General features: G+C 59.9%; 15 protein-coding genes. 8 read left to right on the forward strand and 7 right to left on the reverse strand.

What is annotated here, in order from left to right:
- The 6 genes from HKN37_13735 to HKN37_13760 all read right to left on the reverse strand — a co-directional run.
- On the reverse strand, positions 1–2,797 hold a 2,797-nt coding region (locus HKN37_13735; protein ID NNE47710.1), incomplete at its 3' end, for an efflux RND transporter permease subunit.
- Positions 2,787–4,427 (reverse strand): efflux RND transporter periplasmic adaptor subunit, encoded by a 1,641-nt coding sequence (locus HKN37_13740; protein ID NNE47711.1) that lies wholly within the window; start codon positions 4,425–4,427, stop codon positions 2,787–2,789. The genes HKN37_13740 and HKN37_13735, both read right to left, overlap by 11 nt.
- An 8-nt stretch (positions 4,428–4,435) precedes the next feature.
- Positions 4,436–5,812, reverse strand: a complete 1,377-nt coding sequence (locus tag HKN37_13745) for a TolC family protein (GenBank protein ID NNE47712.1) — start codon at positions 5,810–5,812, stop codon at positions 4,436–4,438.
- Between the two features lie 81 nt (positions 5,813–5,893).
- Positions 5,894–6,274: a hypothetical protein gene (locus tag HKN37_13750; GenBank protein ID NNE47713.1), complete on the reverse strand. Its 381-nt coding sequence runs from the start codon at positions 6,272–6,274 to the stop codon at positions 5,894–5,896.
- Between the two features lie 181 nt (positions 6,275–6,455).
- Positions 6,456–7,112 (reverse strand): PAS domain-containing protein, encoded by a 657-nt coding sequence (locus tag HKN37_13755; protein ID NNE47714.1) that lies wholly within the window; start codon positions 7,110–7,112, stop codon positions 6,456–6,458.
- A gap of 241 nt (positions 7,113–7,353) precedes the next feature.
- Positions 7,354–7,713 carry a hypothetical protein gene (locus tag HKN37_13760; GenBank protein NNE47715.1) on the reverse strand — a complete coding sequence of 120 codons (360 nt, stop codon included), beginning with the start codon at positions 7,711–7,713 and terminating at the stop codon, positions 7,354–7,356.
- A gap of 168 nt (positions 7,714–7,881) precedes the next feature.
- On the opposite strand from HKN37_13760, the gene HKN37_13765 reads away from it, so the two are divergent.
- The 8 genes from HKN37_13765 to HKN37_13800 all read left to right on the forward strand — a co-directional run bounded on the left by HKN37_13765 (position 7,882) and on the right by HKN37_13800 (position 16,337).
- Complete coding sequence (locus HKN37_13765) at positions 7,882–9,066, forward strand: hypothetical protein (GenBank protein ID NNE47716.1); 1,185 nt, start codon at positions 7,882–7,884, stop codon at positions 9,064–9,066.
- A gap of 19 nt (positions 9,067–9,085) precedes the next feature.
- Complete coding sequence (locus HKN37_13770; GenBank protein NNE47717.1) at positions 9,086–9,415, forward strand: hypothetical protein; 330 nt, start codon at positions 9,086–9,088, stop codon at positions 9,413–9,415.
- Positions 9,415–9,807, forward strand: a complete 393-nt coding sequence (locus HKN37_13775) for a photosystem P840 reaction-center cytochrome c-551 (protein NNE47718.1) — start codon at positions 9,415–9,417, stop codon at positions 9,805–9,807. The genes HKN37_13770 and HKN37_13775 overlap by 1 nt, the downstream gene beginning before the upstream one ends.
- A 28-nt stretch (positions 9,808–9,835) precedes the next feature.
- Complete coding sequence (locus tag HKN37_13780) at positions 9,836–11,740, forward strand: FAD-dependent oxidoreductase (GenBank protein NNE47719.1); 1,905 nt, start codon at positions 9,836–9,838, stop codon at positions 11,738–11,740.
- Entirely contained in the window at positions 11,737–12,303 is a 567-nt protein-coding gene (locus HKN37_13785; GenBank protein ID NNE47720.1) for a Rieske (2Fe-2S) protein, read from the forward strand. The genes HKN37_13780 and HKN37_13785 overlap by 4 nt, the downstream gene beginning before the upstream one ends.
- The gene (locus HKN37_13790; protein ID NNE47721.1) at positions 12,300–13,553 is read left to right on the forward strand and encodes a DUF4405 domain-containing protein; all 1,254 of its coding nucleotides are present in this window, start codon (positions 12,300–12,302) and stop codon (positions 13,551–13,553) included. The genes HKN37_13785 and HKN37_13790 overlap by 4 nt, the downstream gene beginning before the upstream one ends.
- Before the next feature lie 6 nt (positions 13,554–13,559).
- On the forward strand, positions 13,560–14,972 hold the full coding sequence (locus tag HKN37_13795) for a c-type cytochrome (protein ID NNE47722.1): 1,413 nt from the start codon (positions 13,560–13,562) through the stop codon (positions 14,970–14,972).
- A gap of 126 nt (positions 14,973–15,098) precedes the next feature.
- A complete protein-coding gene (locus HKN37_13800; protein NNE47723.1) occupies positions 15,099–16,337 on the forward strand; it encodes a hypothetical protein in 1,239 nt (412 codons plus the stop codon).
- A gap of 215 nt (positions 16,338–16,552) precedes the next feature.
- Here the strand turns inward: HKN37_13800 and HKN37_13805 are convergent, their stop codons facing one another.
- On the reverse strand, positions 16,553–17,167 hold the full coding sequence (locus tag HKN37_13805; protein NNE47724.1) for a class I SAM-dependent methyltransferase: 615 nt from the start codon (positions 17,165–17,167) through the stop codon (positions 16,553–16,555).

Genomic DNA, 17,167 nt, shown 5'->3' on the forward strand with positions numbered 1-17,167 from the left:
CGACCCCGGTCTCGGCGGCGAGGCCGGCGAGAGCGATCATTCCCACCCAGACGGCGATCGACCAGTTGTAATCGAGTGCCGCCAGAAGCCAGATCGATCCGACCAGCGCGAACGGGATTGCCGACAGCACGATCGCGGTCTTGACAATCGATTTCAAATGGAAGTAGAGAATCAAGAAGATCACTGCCAAGGTGAGAGGCACGATCAGTAGCAAGCGAGCACGTGCTCGTTGCATGTACTCGTACTGCCCCGACCAGAAGATCGTGTAGCCGGCAGGCAACTCGACCCGCTCTGCCACCTCCTGCTGTGCCCGCTTGACCCAGGAACCCACGTCGATTCCACGCAGATCTACATACACCCACGCGTTTGGCCGAGCGTTCTCTGACTTGATGCCTGGTGGGCCCTGACGAAGCTGGATCTCGGCGAGCTGCCCGAGCGGCACTTGCGCACCCGTCGGCGAGGCAACCAGGATCTCTCGGAGAGCAATCGGGTTGTCACGAAGCTCCCTCGGATAACGAACATTGATTGGGTAGCGCTCGAGTCCCTCTACGGTCCAGGAAACATTCATCCCCCCGACCGCCGACTGGATGACGTCCTGAATGTCGCCAACAGTCAACCCAAACCTGGCGGCCGCCTGGCGGTCGATATCGAAGTCGAGATAACTCCCGCCCATCACGCGTTCCGCATACGCCGAGAGCGTGCCCGGTAGAGGCTTGACGACCGCCTCTACTTCCTTCCCGATGCGTTCCAGCTCAGATAGATCAGCACCGGCTATCTTGATTCCAACCGGCGTCTTGATGCCGGTCGACAGCATGTCGATGCGCGTCTTGATCGGCATCGTCCAGGCGTTGGTGACACCTGGGAACTGAATGGCCGCGTCAAGCTCAGCGATCAGGTCATCCTTGGTGATACCAGGGCGCCACTCCTTTGGATCCTTGAGGACGATTGTCGTCTCGAGCATCGATAGCGGCGCCGGATCCGTTGCTGTCTCCGCCCGCCCGACCTTGCCGAGCACCGATTCGACCTCAGGGAATGAACTGATGATCTTGTCGGTCTGCTGGAGAATCTCCCGAGCCTTGGTAATCGAGATCCCCGGAAAAGTCGTGGGCATGTACAGAAGATCGCCTTCCCACAGCGGCGGCATGAACTCCGACCCGATCGTCTTCAATGGAATCAAGGTCAGCGCCAGGATCACCACCATCAGCAGAATCACCCCCCAGCGCCATTTGAGTGCCAGATTCAGCACTGGCGTGTAGAGGAAACGCAGGAACCGGGAAACAGGATGCCGCTTCTCGCTGAAGATCTTGCCGCGCACGAACCAGAACATGAGTACTGGAATGATCGTCACCGCGACAATCGACGAAAGACCCATGGCATAGGTCTTGGTGAAGGCGAGGGGCTTGAAGAGCCTCCCTTCCTGCGCTTCGAGAGTAAAGATCGGCAGAAAGGAAACGGTAATCACCAAAAGGGTGAAGAAGAGTGTCGGCCCCACCTCCTGCGCAGAGCGCAAAATGATCTCGAAGTGGGATCGCTTACCGCGCCACTCCTCGTAGTGCTTGTGGGCGTTCTCAACCATGATGACCGCCGCATCTACCAGCACACCGATAGAAATGGCGATCCCACCGAGCGACATGATGTTCGCGCCTAAGCCCTGGAACTTCATGATCACGAAGGCGAGAAGAATCGAGACGGGGATTGACACGATGGCGACAAACGCCGAGCGGAAGTGGAACAGGAAAACGAGGCAGACCAACGCCACGACAATCGATTCCTCGACAAGAGTGTGGGTCAGCGTCTCGATCGAGCGCTCGATCAAGCCGGTGCGATCGTAGGCGACCGAAATCTCGACATCCTCTGGCAGGCCCGCCTGCAGTTCCGCTAGGCGCTCCTTGACTCTGGCGATGGTCGAGAGTGTGTCTGCGCCCCAGCGAACAACAATGACTCCACCGACAGTTTCGCCTTCTCCATTCCAGTCGGCCAATCCGCGCCTGATTTCAGGACCAATAGTGATGTTGGCGACATCCTGGAGGAGAATCGGAACACCACCGGCACCGCTTCCGAGCACCACAGCTTCCAGATCTCGAATCTCCTTGATGTAGCCGCGGCCCCGCACCATGAACTCACGCTCCGACATCTCCACCAAGCGACCACCAACTTCGATATTCGACCGTTGAATCGCGCGGCGGACTGCCTGCAGCGGCAGACCGTACGCGCGCAGCCGCACCGGATCGACCTCGACCTGGTATTGGCGTACGAATCCACCGATCGAAGCGACCTCCGCCACACCTTCAACCGAAGAGAGGGCGTACTTGAGATACCAATCCTGGTAGCTCCTGAGGTCAGCCAGTGAACGCTCATCGGAGTTGAGTACGTACATGAACGCCCACCCCACGCCGGTCGCATCCGGCCCGAGTTGCGGCGAGATGCCCTGCGGCAGCTCACTGGCAAGCCCAGAGAGGTACTCCAGGACTCGCGAACGAGCCCAGTAGAGGTCGGTCCCGTCCTCGAAGATCACGTAGACGAAGGAGAAACCGAAGAACGAGTAACCCCGAACTACCTTGGCGTAGGGCACGGCCAGCATCTTGGTGGTAATCGGGTATGTGACCTGATCTTCGACCACCTGCGGCGCCTGCCCCGAAAACTCGGTGAAGATGATCACCTGGACGTCAGAGAGATCCGGAATCGCGTCGATCCTGGTCTCCCGAATCGCCCAGACACCCGCCAGAATGGCCAGGATGAGACCCACAGTCACCATCAACTGGTTCCTGAGGGACCACTCGATCAGCTTATTCAGCATGGTCGCCCTCCCCCTGGTCAGATGCTGCCGCCTGCTTCTGAGCAATCATCTTCTGTATTGCTTCTTGCAGGCTCGCCTCAGAATCAATGAGGAACTGAGCCGACGTGATCACGCGATCACCGTCCTCGAGGCCCTCCAAGACCTCGACGTACTGCGACCCTTGATGCCCCAGAACTACCTCACGAGGACTGAATCGCCCTTCGCCAAGATCCACGACGACCACGTTGCGCTGCCCCGTTCGAAGCACCGACAATGAGGGCACCGTTATGGCTCCACGTGCCGCAACGGGCTGGAAAGTCACCGTTGCGAACATGCCGGCCCGCAGTCGACGGCCTGGATTTGGAACTTCGAGCTTCACCCTGAGCGTCCGGGTCTTCTCTGAGAATTCCGGCTCAATGAAGCGGACCCTGCCTCGAAAGGTCTCGCCCGGGAAGTACGTGAACACCACCTCCGCCGACGTGTTTTCGCGGATCCAGGCCACCTGATTCTCGAAAATCTCGACGGAAAGCCAGAGCGAGGAAAGATTGGCGATGTGGTAGGTCTCCATGCCCGGCTTGACTGCCATACCCTCCAAGCCCGGCATCCGTTTCATCACTAGACCGCTCGATGGTGCGACCACCTTGAGCGTTCGGAATATCTCGCCGGTCTCCTCCAGCCGGGCAATCTGCTCCGGGGCGATGTCCCAGTAAGAAAGACGAGTCCGAGCCGCTTCGACCAAGCCCTCGGCCCTTCGACGGGCCTCGTTATCTGATTCTTTGAACTTCTTGGCGTAGGCGATGGCAGACAGGAGCTCCTGCTCGGTCTGGACGAGTTCGGGCGAGTAGATCTCGAACAGCGGCTGGCCCTTCCTGACCGGCTCGCCGACGTAGTTGACGTACACCTTCTCCACCCAACCCGAGTACTTGGTGGTCACCGTGACCATCCGTTCCTGGTCGTACTCCAGATAGCCGACGGTTCGAATGTCGTGGGTCAGATCACGGCGCTCGGCCAGGGCACTTTGGACGTTCATGTTCTGGACTACCGCTGAATCGATGGTCACGGTCGTCCCTGCGCCCATCGCTTGATCGACTTCGTCCGAATAGACGGGAACGTAGTCCATACCCATCTCGTCCTTCGCCGGAACCGGCGACGAGATCGTCGGATCCATCGGATTGCGATAGAAGAGAATCTCCCTCTCTCCGCTAGTGATGGACTCAGCTTCTTCGGCGAAGACAGGCACGTAGTCCATACCCATCTCGTCCTTCGCCGGCACGGGAGAGGTGATCGTCGGATCCATCGGGTTGCGATAGAAGAGAATCTCTCTTTCACCACTCGCCGGGCTGCCTGCCACGCTGCCGCCATCTCGGACGCGAACCAACGTCATGCCACATATCGGGCACTCACCTGGCTCGTCCTCCAGAATGTGTGGATGCATCGAGCACGTCCACAGACCGCCCTGCTCCTCACTCGCCGCTGCAACACCTTCCCCGCTCATTCGCGAATCCGCGGTTGGGCGAAGCCAATCGTCAACCGGGTGGATACTCAGGGGATCGAAGAAGAGAATGAAAGAGAGCGCAAAGCCGACCCCGACCCAAAGAAGTGATCCGAGCCATCGCTTTGCTCCTCCTGCGCGCTTGTTTTCCTTTGTCATGACTCAAATCACTCCGTAGTTGTCGTGTTCGATAGAGATTCGCCAAGTGCTCCCTCGAGCTTCGCTATGCCGACGAGATAGTCGGTCTTGGCGCGGGCCACTGCGGTATGTGCCTGGAAGAGCACATGTTCCGCATCCAACAGATCCAGGGCATTCAGGGTCCCGGCGATGTATCCGGCCTGGGCAGATTCGAGGGCCTCTTCCGCCTGAACAACCAGGAGGTCTTCGACAAGCCGCAGCTGGCGCCAGCTGAGCGGCACCCGAAGGGTCAGATCGCCAACAGCAGAGTCAATCGAGGCAGCGACGTCCCGCCTGGCCTCTCTTGCGGCGCGCTCGAGCTCGACGGCTTCTTCCACTCCCGCCGCGAGCTTCTTGCGCCAGATCGGGAGAGTGATCCCACCCTGAAGCCCGATGATGTCCTCGCCGTTCCCTTCTGGGGGCTGAAGTCGGCCCGGCGCATCGTCGCGCGGATCGACAATCGTGTAGGTCAATCCAACCTTGAAGTCTGGCCGGTAGCCTTTTTCGGCCAGCCGGATCAGAGCGTCAGCGCGCGAAATCCTGGCGTTCGCTGCGGCAAGCTCCGGTCGATAGCGGAGAGCTGTTTCGAGAAGAACACTGTGATCCAGCTCAATCTCCAGCACCTCAGGCAAGAGATCATTCGGCGGCGAGGCCAACGCCGAGCGGTCACGAAGCGCATTGATCTGCGCCGAGAGCGCCACACGTCTCGCTTCGATGTCTAGCAGTTCTCTTTCGACCTTCGTGATCTCCGCTTGGAGCTTCACAACACCTTGGCCCAGTCCAACTCCTGTCGAGTAGCGGGCTCGGGAGATTTCCTCATGCTGCAGCAGGTGCGTGCGGTACTCCTCCGTAATCACCTCGAACCGATTGAGAAATGAAAGCTCGTGGTAAAGACGCCTGGCCTCTGTGACCAGCGTCAACTCCTTCGCCTCGACCTCCGCTTCTAACGCCGCGGCGCCGTAGAGGGCTGCTTGCTCCTTGAGAGCCAGCTTCCCGACCCACGGCAGCCCCTGGAAGTAGCCCGCTGAGAGACGCTGAGGGCCCGTTCGGGTTTCAGGCGTTCCCAAGAACGCGGTCAAGCTGGCAACCGGGTCTGGAAGCGCCTTGACTTGAGGCGCCTCGAGAGCCGCCGCTCGAGCTCGGGCCTTCGCAGCAGCAACACCTGGGTTTCGATCCAGGATCTCGCCTACCAACTCCCGCAGAGCAGGTTCTTCAATGTTCTCCAGGATCCGCTCCGAAGCGGACGCGCTGGATGGGGCCGTTGAGCCCGGACGATGATCAGCCGAGTCCTGCGCCAGCAGCTCTGTCGCCGCCAGGAACGTGACCGGCAATAAGATCACCGCAAATAACTGTCTTCCAAAAAACATGAAACTCCTCCAAAGAAATCCTGTGGACGTCTAGACCGCCCCACTGCGGGACGATCCGACACAGCTCTCTTCAGAGGAGAATCAGAGTAGGAAAGACGAGAAAAGCGTGTAGCGCCCGAGATCGTGCAGGCGGAAGCCGTCTGCCGACAAGAGATCTGGTGACAACGCCGCGGGCGCTGGGGGTGCCACCTCCTGAAGATCTACTGCTACCAGGGTCGTCAGAAGCTTGAGACTCTGGAACGAGATCGCCTGCGCCGTGTCAGGCGCCGGCCCGACGTCGCAACAGTCATCCGCCATCTGACCGCCGTCGTGGCACATAGCCGTGCCACCCATGGAACCTGCCATCTCGGGCATGTCGCATTCCGCCGACATCTCACCGATCTGACCGCATGCCCAAGCAGCGGGCGCTGCCAAAAGCAGTACGCCAGCGCAAAAGGCGATGTAGCGATTGAGTCGTTTCATGGGCCGGGGATCATACAAAGCGTTTCTTCGTGTCAACTCTGAGAGGCGGCTGCCGTTCCGGGGCACTGCCTCTCGCTCGGGCAAGAGCGTATGAGGCGCCAACTGAATACGCAATCATCAAAACTGATGATTTTTCGCCCTCCGGACTAAGTACCACGCAGTTGGCGATATGTTGCGACATCTAGATCAGTCCTCTCTTGAAGGCCAGGGCGACGGCCTCCAGCTGGCTGTGCACTTCGAGCTTCTTCAGGATGTTCTGGATGTGCGTCCTCACCGGCGTAAGGCTAATGAAGAGTTCGTTGGCCACGTCCTGGGAGGCATTTCCCGAGGCCAACAGGCCAAGAACCTCCGTCTCACGAGGGGTGAGGCTGCGAATCCTCTCCATTTCCGGAGAGGAAAGACCCTCGCCGCTGCTGAGGCTGGACTGAAATCCAGACCCTTCCATGCCGTTCTGCGACCGCCTGCCGGGAACTTCTGCCGGAAGCAGGACATGGACCATCAAGTAGTGCTCTGCCTGATCGGTTGGCAACTGCAGTACGGTGACTCTCAACGGAAGCCGCTGGCCAGAGGCGTGTCGCACGTTCAGCACGAACAAACGCGACGCCTCCTTGCGCAGGCCCATCTTCATGATTGCGCAGTCCTTGTCACAGTAGCGATTGCCGAAGGTGTCCAGACCGCACAGGACCTCATGACACGGGCTTCCCACGACTTCGTCAGCTGTCCGTCCGAGGAGTCGTCCAGCCGCATCGTTCCAGCCGAGAACAACTCCATGTTCGTCAGAAACGAAGGCCGGATCAGCGGTCCCTGCCGCGATATCAGCCGGATTCCAGGCAGGCACCCTTCACCTCGGACTCTGTAGGGAGCGCTTGCTCCCCGCAATGGTGGGGCAAATGCAATCCAACGGCGGTCGTCAATCGCATGCCCCTCACAACTTCTATATTCACTTTGCTCACTCCTTGATCTGACTCTCCACTTATGACGAGCCCGCTGGACGAAAACGTCCAACAAACTCGTCGCTCGAATAGCACTTACCGCCAACGTCGAAACGCAGGCGGTAGTCGCTCACTCGAACGTGGCGATCAGATCAGGAAGCTGCTGTGAAGAACGAAGAGGGGGCCGTCGCGCAAAGGGGGAGCGTGTGACCCGGGCAAACCTTCTCGCGACGAGATGCTGCTCTCGCCATCGCCGACGATTTGCGGAATGGCAGCGATCAGCGACGAAGACAGCAGCTTGATGGTCTGCCGATTCGACTCCGATAGTCCTGTTACATCGCAGCACCAGGAGTCCATCGACTCACCGTGTTCGTCGCCGCAGTCGGGTGTCACGGCCATGGTGCAGTCTTCCAGCGCAAGACACGGACCTGCGATGACCGGCCCAGCAAAAAAGGCCAGCAGAAAAAGTACTGAGAAGTACAGCAGGTCGGAGTTCTTCTTGGGCATTCGCGTGGAATGTAGCAGAAGGAGGCCTGTAGCGCAATCAACTCTTACCTGCCTCCTCATGAGTTCTGACGGCAAAAATCATGAACTTTGCCGATTGTCCTGAGCAACTGCGATCCCTAGTCTTGCCGCATGGCAAACCGACCACACTCCCATCTTCAGGAGGGTGCTATGCAGAAAAGAGCAACAAGATCTCTTATCGTGGGCCTGGCCCTACTCGCCGGAACGCTTCCGGCATCCGCTCAGAGCGCAAGCTCATCAGGCGAGAATCGATTCCTGCTAACTGGCTACGGTTTCACGACATACGTCGACTCCGACGGCGAGGACGGAACGGAGTCCTTCAATACCGGCTTCGTACCGATATTTCTCTACAGAATCTCGGACAAATTCCTCTTCGAGGCGGAGCTGGAGTTCGAATTCGAAGACGACGCCGTCGAGACCGAGGTCGAATACGCCCAGATCGACTGGCTGGCTCACGATAACGCCACCGTCGTCATGGGCAAGTTCCTGACGCCATTTGGCAGCTTCATCGAGAAGCTCCACCCTGCGTGGATCAACAAGCTACCGACGTTCCCACTGCCCTATCAACACGGGCAGAGCCTGGTGCCCTTTGGCCAAACCGGCGCGCAGCTACGAGGTGGCATTCCCCTGGGAGACGGCTATCGACGATTCACCTACTCACTCTTCGTCTCGAACGGATTCCAAGTCTCCGGTCATGGGCACGAGGAGGAAGAGGAGGAGCTCGAGGAGGATGGTCACGACGACGTCTTCTCCATGGCTGAGTTCTCCACGAGCGGCGGCGACGATGAGGGTGAGGGGCATGGCGAAGAGGAAGAGGAGGAGCTGATCTTTCTCGACGGTTCCTCCTTCAACAACAACAAAGACACCGCACTCGGCGGGCGTGTGTCAGTAATCCCGGCGCAAGGCTTCGAGATTGGCGCCTCCTACCTCTCAGGGAGTTACGACGAGTTCGGTGAACTCGACTCAACAATGACGGGGTTCGACTTCACGTATCACCACGATCTCTTCGATGTTCGTGGGGAGTGGTTGGACTCCCAAACCGAGCGCGGGTTTGACGATCATGGAGATGCCCTGCATGACCAGGAAGTGGAGTCCTGGTACATCCAGCCGTCGCTGAGACTCTCCGTTATCCCCTCCTACGCCTTCAACAAGCTCGAGCTGGTTGCACGCATAGCCCACCTCGACTGGGGCGCTGCCGACCGTGACCAAACGTCCGTCGGCCTCAACTACTACTTCACCGGATCGAGCGTACTGCGAGTCGCCTGGGAGCGGCTCGAGGAAACCGGACACGCGGCAGAGGATGCCGTCAACGTGATGTTCGCCCTCGGATTCTAGAAACGAAGGAGTTCAGACCATGCTGAAACAACAAAACCGGAACGCTCTGGCGGTAGTTGCATGCTTCCTCCTGTTGACGGGAGCTGCAGTTTCGATCGCGATCGCTACCGACGAGGCAGCCGCCTCGACAGAGACGGAAGTGCAAGAAAGCTCAAAGCCCTCCGCCAGCCCCGCTCTTGACGGAGCAAAGGTGTACGCCTGGAGCTGCGGAACGTGCCATTCGGAGCGCTGGCCCAAGGAGCGGAGCGACGAGGAATGGGACGTAATCATGACCCACATGCGGGTCCGCGCCAACATGACTGCCGCACAGACCGAAGCGGTACTGCGCTACCTGAAGGAGAACAACTGATGCGCAATCGGATCTGGTCGCTCGTCGCGGTGGTCGCGCTGCTTGCCGTGGCCGCATCTTCCTCCGCGCAAGACCCTTCCAGCGAGGAGGATCTTGCCGAGTTCGACAAGGGATCGCAGACAATCGACGTCTCCACTTACCCCGAGGAGATGCAGCAGAAATACGAGATCTTTGCTGAGCGATGCTCCAAGTGCCACACGCTGGCGCGGCCGATCAACTCAGACTACGCACTCGAGGAAGAGTGGTCGCGCTACGTCAAGCGGATGATGCGCAAACCAGGCAGCGGGATCGCGCCCAAAGAGGCCAAGCAGATCTTCGAGTTCCTGGCGTACGACTCTTCGGTGCGCAAGAAGGAGCTCATCGAAAAGAAGAAGGTCCAGCAGGGCAGCTGATTGCGTTTGCAGATCTGAATCGGAATCGATGGTCGACACTTCACGAATTCAAGTTCCCGACGTTGAGTACTTCAGCCGGCAGGTTCTCTGCAGAGAGGGCTGCCCGGTGCGGACGGACGCGGGAGGATACGTCCGGGCGATCGCGGAAGGCCGATATGAAGATGCCTACACGATCGCTCGAAGCCCGAATCCGTTCGCATCCATTTGCGGACGCATCTGCAACGCTCCGTGCCAGGCGCGCTGTCGCAGGAGCGCACTCGATGAGACGGTCTCCATCCGCGCGCTCAAGCGCTTCGTCTGTGAACGTTTTGGTGTCGAATCCCCTGGCTTCAGTCCCTCAGGCCCTCCTCCGGCCGTCCCCACCCCACATCGCGACAGTCGTGTTGCCGTGATCGGGGCGGGGCCGGCCGGGCTCTCATGTGCTCACGATCTCGCCCTTCTTGGATACAGCGTCACCGTTTTCGAAGCAGCGCCCAAGGCGGGGGGAATGTTGACCCTTGGCATTCCGGAGTACAGGCTGCCGCGCGACATCATCGAGGCCGAAATAGGCGTCGTTCTCAGTCTCGGGATCGAACTCCGCACCAATCAACGCCTGGGACAAGACTTCTTTCTCTCCGATCTCTACGAGCAGGGCTTCAAGAGCATCTTCCTCGGCATCGGCGCTCACCAGAGTCGCTCGCTTACCGTCGAGGGAGCCAACCTGGACGGCGTCATGCCGGCGATTGACTACCTCCTCAACCACCACCTTGGCTACCGCGTCGATCTCGGCCAGCGCGTTGTCGTCATTGGAGGAGGAAACGTCGCCCTCGACGCAGCCCGATCAGCCCTGCGGCACACCGACGATCCGAGCTCTCTTAGCGACAGAGAAGTGCGGGAGGCGCTTGGTCAAGCTCGCGAAGTCCTCCACCTCATGACCAAGAGAGCCGACGCTGGCTCTGAGAAGGAGATGCAAGTAGCGATTGATGCAGCTCGGCAAGCCCTTCGGGCCGGCGTCCGCGAGGTCGATGTCTACTGCCTCGAGAGCCTCGATGAAATGCCCGCCTCTTATACCGAGATCTCTCATGCAACCGAGGAAGCCATCAAGATCCATCCTCGATACGGACCGAGGAGGATTCTGGGAAGAAACGGCAAAGTCACCGGAGTGGAGTTCGTGCAGGTCAAGTCCGTCTTCGACGACGCAGGCCGCTTCAATCCTATTTACGACGAAGACTCGCGAATCATCGTCGACGCCGAAACCGTAGTTCTCGCCATCGGCCAGGCCCCGAATCTTTCCTGGATTCAGCCAGACGATGGCCTCACGGTCACGCCACGCGGTGCCCTGCTCTGTGATCCTGACACCCTGTCTACGACTCGCGCCGGGGTCTTCGCTGGTGGCGATGTCGCTTTCGGCGCAAGAAACGTCATCCACGCGGTGGCTGAGGGCCGGCGCGCAGCTCGTTCCATAGCTCGACATCTCGATGGCCTTGAAGACGTAGAAGAGCCCAGCTATCGAACCACTATCCTCCCGCATCGCCGTGTCGAAGAGAGTCTTCTCACCACCGGCCAGGCCGAACCTCCGACCATACCCATCGACCGCCGTATCGGCGTGACGGAAGTCGAGCTTTCCTTCGAACGAGGGCAAGCGTTCGATCAGGCTGCTCGTTGCCTTGAATGCCACATAAGCCCCGTTTTCAACGGCGACCAGTGCGTCGCATGTGGGGGCTGCGTGGACGTGTGCCCGGAGTACTGCCTCTCTCTTGTCGATAGCGCGGCACTCGCCGATGGTGGCGATCTCGACCGCGTCTTGGACAAACGCTACAGCAGTTCTCCGGAGCCGCAACGTTTTGCAGCCATCCTCAAGGACGAGACGTTGTGCATCCGCTGCGGCCTGTGCGCGGAGCGCTGTCCTGTGGGCGCAGTCACCATGGAACGAGTCGAGGCAATCGGGCTATGACGAAAGAGAAACTCCCTGTCCTTCGAGACGCACCAAGCCATCCAGGGCCAAAGGGTGTTGGCAGACGCGATTTCACCCTCCTTGTTCTCGGCTGGGTTGGAACGCTTGGCTCGATGCTTGCGGCATCGGCCGGCGCCCTTCGTGGGCTCGTGCCGAATCTGCTCGACGAACCCAACCTCCGCTACCGAGCCGCCAAGCCGACAGACTACCTGGACGGTACCGACTCGTTTCTGGATGAGATTCGTATCTTCATCCAGCGCAAAGGCAATGGCTATCGAGCGATGTCGGCGGTGTGCACTCATCTGGGTTGCACCGTTAGTCCAGACGAAAAGACTGGCCGCGGTTTCCGGTGTCCCTGCCACGGCAGTGTCTTCGACGAGGACGGTCGTGTACTCGAGGGTCCCGCGCCCACTCCCCTGCCCTGCTACGAACTGTCCATGGCGCGCGACGGACGATTGGTCATTGATCGCGATCGACCGGTTTCAGCCGACCGGTATCTGATGCTCGAATCGGATCCAGACAGTCGTTCCGACACGACCGACCCCGAAGGAGAGCGGGCATGAGGGGCCTCGAGCACCTGTGGGCAGCACTGCGAAAGTCCGTCTTCCGTGTTGGGATCCCCAAGACCAATCTGGGACGAGCACAGGCAATGGTCTCCAGCTTCGTCCTTCACCTTCACCCCGCCAAAATCCGGCGCGAATCGCTTCGCCCGAACAGAACCTTTGGACTAGGGCTCATCTCCCTCTACTTGCTTGCCATTCTCATCGTCACTGGCGTGCTCCTGATGTTCGACTACGTGCCTTCCGTAGAACGCGCCTACGACAGCATGAAGGACCTCGAGTTCGTCGTAACGGCCGGCGTACTCCTGCGCAACTGCCATCGTTGGGCAGCTCATCTGATGGTAGTAGCCGTTGTCTTGCACCTGGCTCGTGTGTACTTGATGGGCTCGTACAAGAAGCCCCGGGAGTTCAACTGGCTCGTTGGCGTTGCCCTTCTCCTACTGACACTCTTCCTCAGCTTTACCGGCTACCTCTTGCCCTGGGATCAACTGGCCTTCTGGGCGATCACGGTAGGCACCAGCATCGCAAGCTACGCGCCGGTCGTGGGAGACACGACGAAGTACCTCCTCCTCGGAGGCAATGCAGTGGGCCAACCGGCCCTCCTCCGCTTCTACGTTCTGCATGTCGTCGTGCTTCCCGCGGCCGCGCTTTTTCTCGTTGCAGTGCACCTCTATCGCGTCCGAAAGGACGGTGGACTGGCGAGGCCGAATGAAAACAAGGTCAGGATAGAAGAGGGCGATCAGCCTCCCGCGGACAAAAGCTACGGCCTCATGGCGCTTACCTCAGCCACCACACCTCACGTTGGAAGCGATCCTCAGAATGAGGTCTTCTCCTGGCCACATCTGCTGATGCGCGAGATCCTGCTCTTCGCCGGTACTTTTGGCGTTGTACTGCTTCTTGCGATCCTCTTCGATGCGCCGCTCGAGGAACTCGCCAACCCGGTCCATCCACCGAACCCTGCGAAGGCGCCATGGTACTTCCTTGCGCTCCAGGAGCTGGTGGCGCACTCTGCATTCCTTGGAGGCGTGGTAGTACCCGCCCTCTTGGTCGCAACACTCGTGGCCGTTCCCTTCCTGGACCGAAGCCGATCCGGACCCGGGCAGTGGTTTGCGAGAGACCGGCGATTGCCGAACGCAATCTTCATCACGGTTCTCGTTGCGCTCCTGCTGCTCACCGTGGTCGCGACCTACTTCCGCGGTCCCAACTGGGACTGGATCTGGCCATGGCAGGCAGTCGCGGGGCACGGAGGCTAACGAGGAATGAACAACCGACCCTCACGTCCCGAGCCACCTCTCTTGCCGCTGCGCGCTTTCGCTGCCGTCGGAGCAGTTCTCGTCGTGCTCGTCCTCTTGGGTTTTCTCAAGGAAGAGCGCCGGGAGTGGATGGCGCATCAACAGTCGTTCCGGCAGCTCGAGGCATCCAGAGCCGTGTCGGTCGACGAAAGGCGAGCCGCAGAGACCCTGCCTGTAGAGCTGCGACAGATCGTCGTCCCCGAGCTTGGCACCGTCGATCGGTGTACGTCATGTCATCTAGCGGTCGACGACCCCACCTATTCGGGAACCAACCTCCCCTTCTCCTATCACCCGGATCACGATGTTCACCCATTCGAGCGGTTCGGCTGTACCGTCTGCCATGCAGGTCAGGGGCGAGCAACAACTGCCGAGGCGGCGCACGGCAACGTCCCGTTCTGGGATCAGCCGATGCTCCCGCTCGAGTACCTCGAGGCTAGCTGCGGACGCTGCCACGATCCTGTGGACAATCCGGCCGCACCGCGTCTCGCGGAGGGTGCCCGACTCTTCGAAGAGGCGGGCTGTCGCGGCTGCCATCGACTCGACGGCTGGGGAAATCAGCTCGCACCGGACCTCGACGATTCGCAGCACGGAGAGCCCCGGAGTCCGGACTGGCTCGTCGAACACTTTCTCGACCCTTCAAAGCTTGTGCCTGAATCGGCGATGCCTCGATACGGCTTCACCGAAACCGAGGCCAAAGCCCTGACGCTCTTCATGATGAGCCGACGCATGCCACCCGTCTCCGGATACCACGCATCCAGGAGAATCCTCGAGAGCGCCGAGTCTGGTGCCCGGCTATTCGAGTCAAGAGGATGTGCAGGGTGTCACTCGATTGGAGGTTCAGGCGGAGACACCGGGCCATCGCTCGATCACGTCGTAACCCGTCGAACGGAGGGCTGGCTGGTTTCGCACTTCAGAGACCCGCAAGCTGTCTCACCCGGGACAGTCATGCCCGAGTACGGATTCACCGACGCTGAGGCGCACTCCCTGGTGCTCTTCCTGCAGCGAGTTCACCAACAGGGACCTGAGAGCCTTCGCTTTTCCGTCCAACTCAGCGCGGAACAGCGAGGCGAGAGGCTCTTCAAACGCTATGGCTGCCGGGGATGCCATGGAGCCAGTGGCGAGGGTGGCGTTCCCAATCGCAACTCTGAATCCGGCGAACAAGTACCGCCGCTGAAATACGTCAAAGAAGGTTACACGCTCGCTGAGCTAAAAGACCGGATTCGTACCGGAGTCCCAGTTGTCAACAAGCTCGACCCGAACGGCCCCGAGCCGCCGCTGACCATGGCGGCCTTCGGCGATCGCCTCACTGACCCTCAGCTCGACGATCTCGTAGCGTACCTCTTGAGCCTCTACCCTGAAGGAGAAGAGCTCGACTGGTAGATCTCGATAGCTCTCCGGCTCCGTAAATGCCATAGGCCGATAGCCCAAGGCTTTGGTTTCCTGGCTGCGGTCGCCAAACCAAAACACAGAGACTCGCCCGAAATGGGGCGACAAGGAGAACAGACAATGAGCCGCATGACTTCCAAGAACCTGATCCAACTCACTGTTGCACTGGTAGCAGTACTGACGATCGGTACACCGATCCACGCCCATGGCGGAGGAGGACATGGATTCCAGGGTGGGATGGGGATGTTCTTCGACCCCACGACCGTCACAACTCTGAGCGGTTCTCTCGGAGGCGCCTTCGGAGACTGGCAGGTGCGTGGCCATGGGAACCATACTGGAGGTGGCATGGGCTTCGATTTCGAGGCTGATGACGGCTCCTTCTATAACGTGATGCTCGCGCCCGATTGGTTCCTGGAGGAATCCGGAGTCTCGCTCGAAGACGGTGTGCGCGTCACTCTCACCGGCTCGGTCGTTGAGACCTACGACAACGGTCGTAACGGTCACGGAGGCCAAGGCGGCCATGGTGGGCACGGCGGTATGGGCGGGCACAATGATGCCGAGGCATACGTGATCGTCACGGTTCTGAGCGTCAACGGCGTAACCGTCCAGCTCCGGGACGACGACGGCTACCCGCTGTGGCGCGGAGGCCCCGGTTGGGACGGCCACCGCTGGTTCGATCCTGACGCGATCACCAACGTCAACGGTACCCTGCGTGAGGAGCTCGGCATGTGGAGTTCCTGGGGGCATGGCAATCACACAGGAAACTCGATGCACCACCTCTTGGAAAGCGACTCGGGTGAAACCTTCTACGCCATGCTGGGGCCATCATGGTTCCTCGAAGGCCAGGGAATCCGACTCACCACCGGTCAGAAGGTCAAGATCAAGGGCTCAATCGTGGATTCCTACTGGTCAGGATACGACGATCATCGCTACGTCGTAGCAACTGAGATCACTGTCGGAGGAAAGACCGCACAACTGAGGGACGAATGGGGCTATCCCCTGTGGCACGGTACCGGGTGGCACTACTACAGCCCGGACTGGAATCAGGGGACCCGTACAAGAATCCAGGGGACGGTGCGCAAGGTGCGCAGGCGGACTCACGGTCAGTTCCTCGACAAGGGGTACGAGCTTCTGGTCGAGGCTGACGGGGTTCGGCACATCGTCTTTGTCGCACCCAACTGGGACGTCAAACATCTCGGTCTGAAGATCCGCAAGGGCCAGGAGATCAAAGTGGCTGGTTCCTTCATCAATTCCCAGTCACGCCCAGAAATGGTGGCCCGGTATCTCGTCGCCGAAGGAAAGCGTTGGAGATTCCGGACAAAGACGGGCTCTCCGCTCTGGGTGGTCGGGGCCAAGTGATCTGCAGCCTTTGGTGTCAAGAGGGCAAGATCGCACTACGCCACGCAAGGATAGAGTCAGCAAAAGGAACCGGCGAAACTTCCTGGGGCCTCATCACGCTCACTTGTCGCTCTCGTAGCCCTCCCTTATGCAAGGTCTGCCCGAGAAATCGTTTCGGATCGAATACACCGGCTGGTCCACCAAAGTGGGCCTAAAGCTGGGCTTCTGAGGAAGCCTCAGACTGCTTTTCGAAAGAGCGTGAAGATGAACGCCTGACTCTTGCCGGCCGGGGTCTGGTGGAGCTGCTCTCGACTCCCTTCGAGTCGAAACGACCCACCGAGCTCTTCAGCCAACGTTTCGACCGAGTAGCGCTGAACGTCGAGGCCGCTGCACTTCGGCGGGCCTTCGAGCGAAAAGGTCGCAACGATGGCCCGGCCACCGGGCCTCAGCGCCCGTTCCATGACCTCGATATAGCGCTGCCGGTCGGCAGCATCTGTCAGGAAGTGAAACACCGCGCGATCGTGCCAGAGGTCGTGGACTCGTTCGGGTTGCCAGCGAGTGACGTCGCATTCGACCCAATCGACGGAGGTCCCCTTGTTTCCGAGCCGTCGCCGGGCTCGTTCCAAGGCGGCCAAGGAGACATCGAGGACCGTAAGATCCTCGTAGCCGCGTTCGAGAAGCCAATCGACCAGAAGTGAGTCTCCCCCGCCAACATCGATCACGGCCGCCGAAGGACCGAGGCTCGCCAGCTCGATCAGCTCGATGGATACCGCGGGGTGCTCCTGGAACCAACTCAGCTCCTCTGCGGACCGAGTCGAGTAGACGCGATTCCAGTGCGATTGGCGAGTCAT

Source organism: Rhodothermales bacterium (genome assembly GCA_013002345.1).
In the GTDB taxonomy this organism is placed as follows: domain Bacteria; phylum Bacteroidota; class Rhodothermia; order Rhodothermales; family JABDKH01; genus JABDKH01.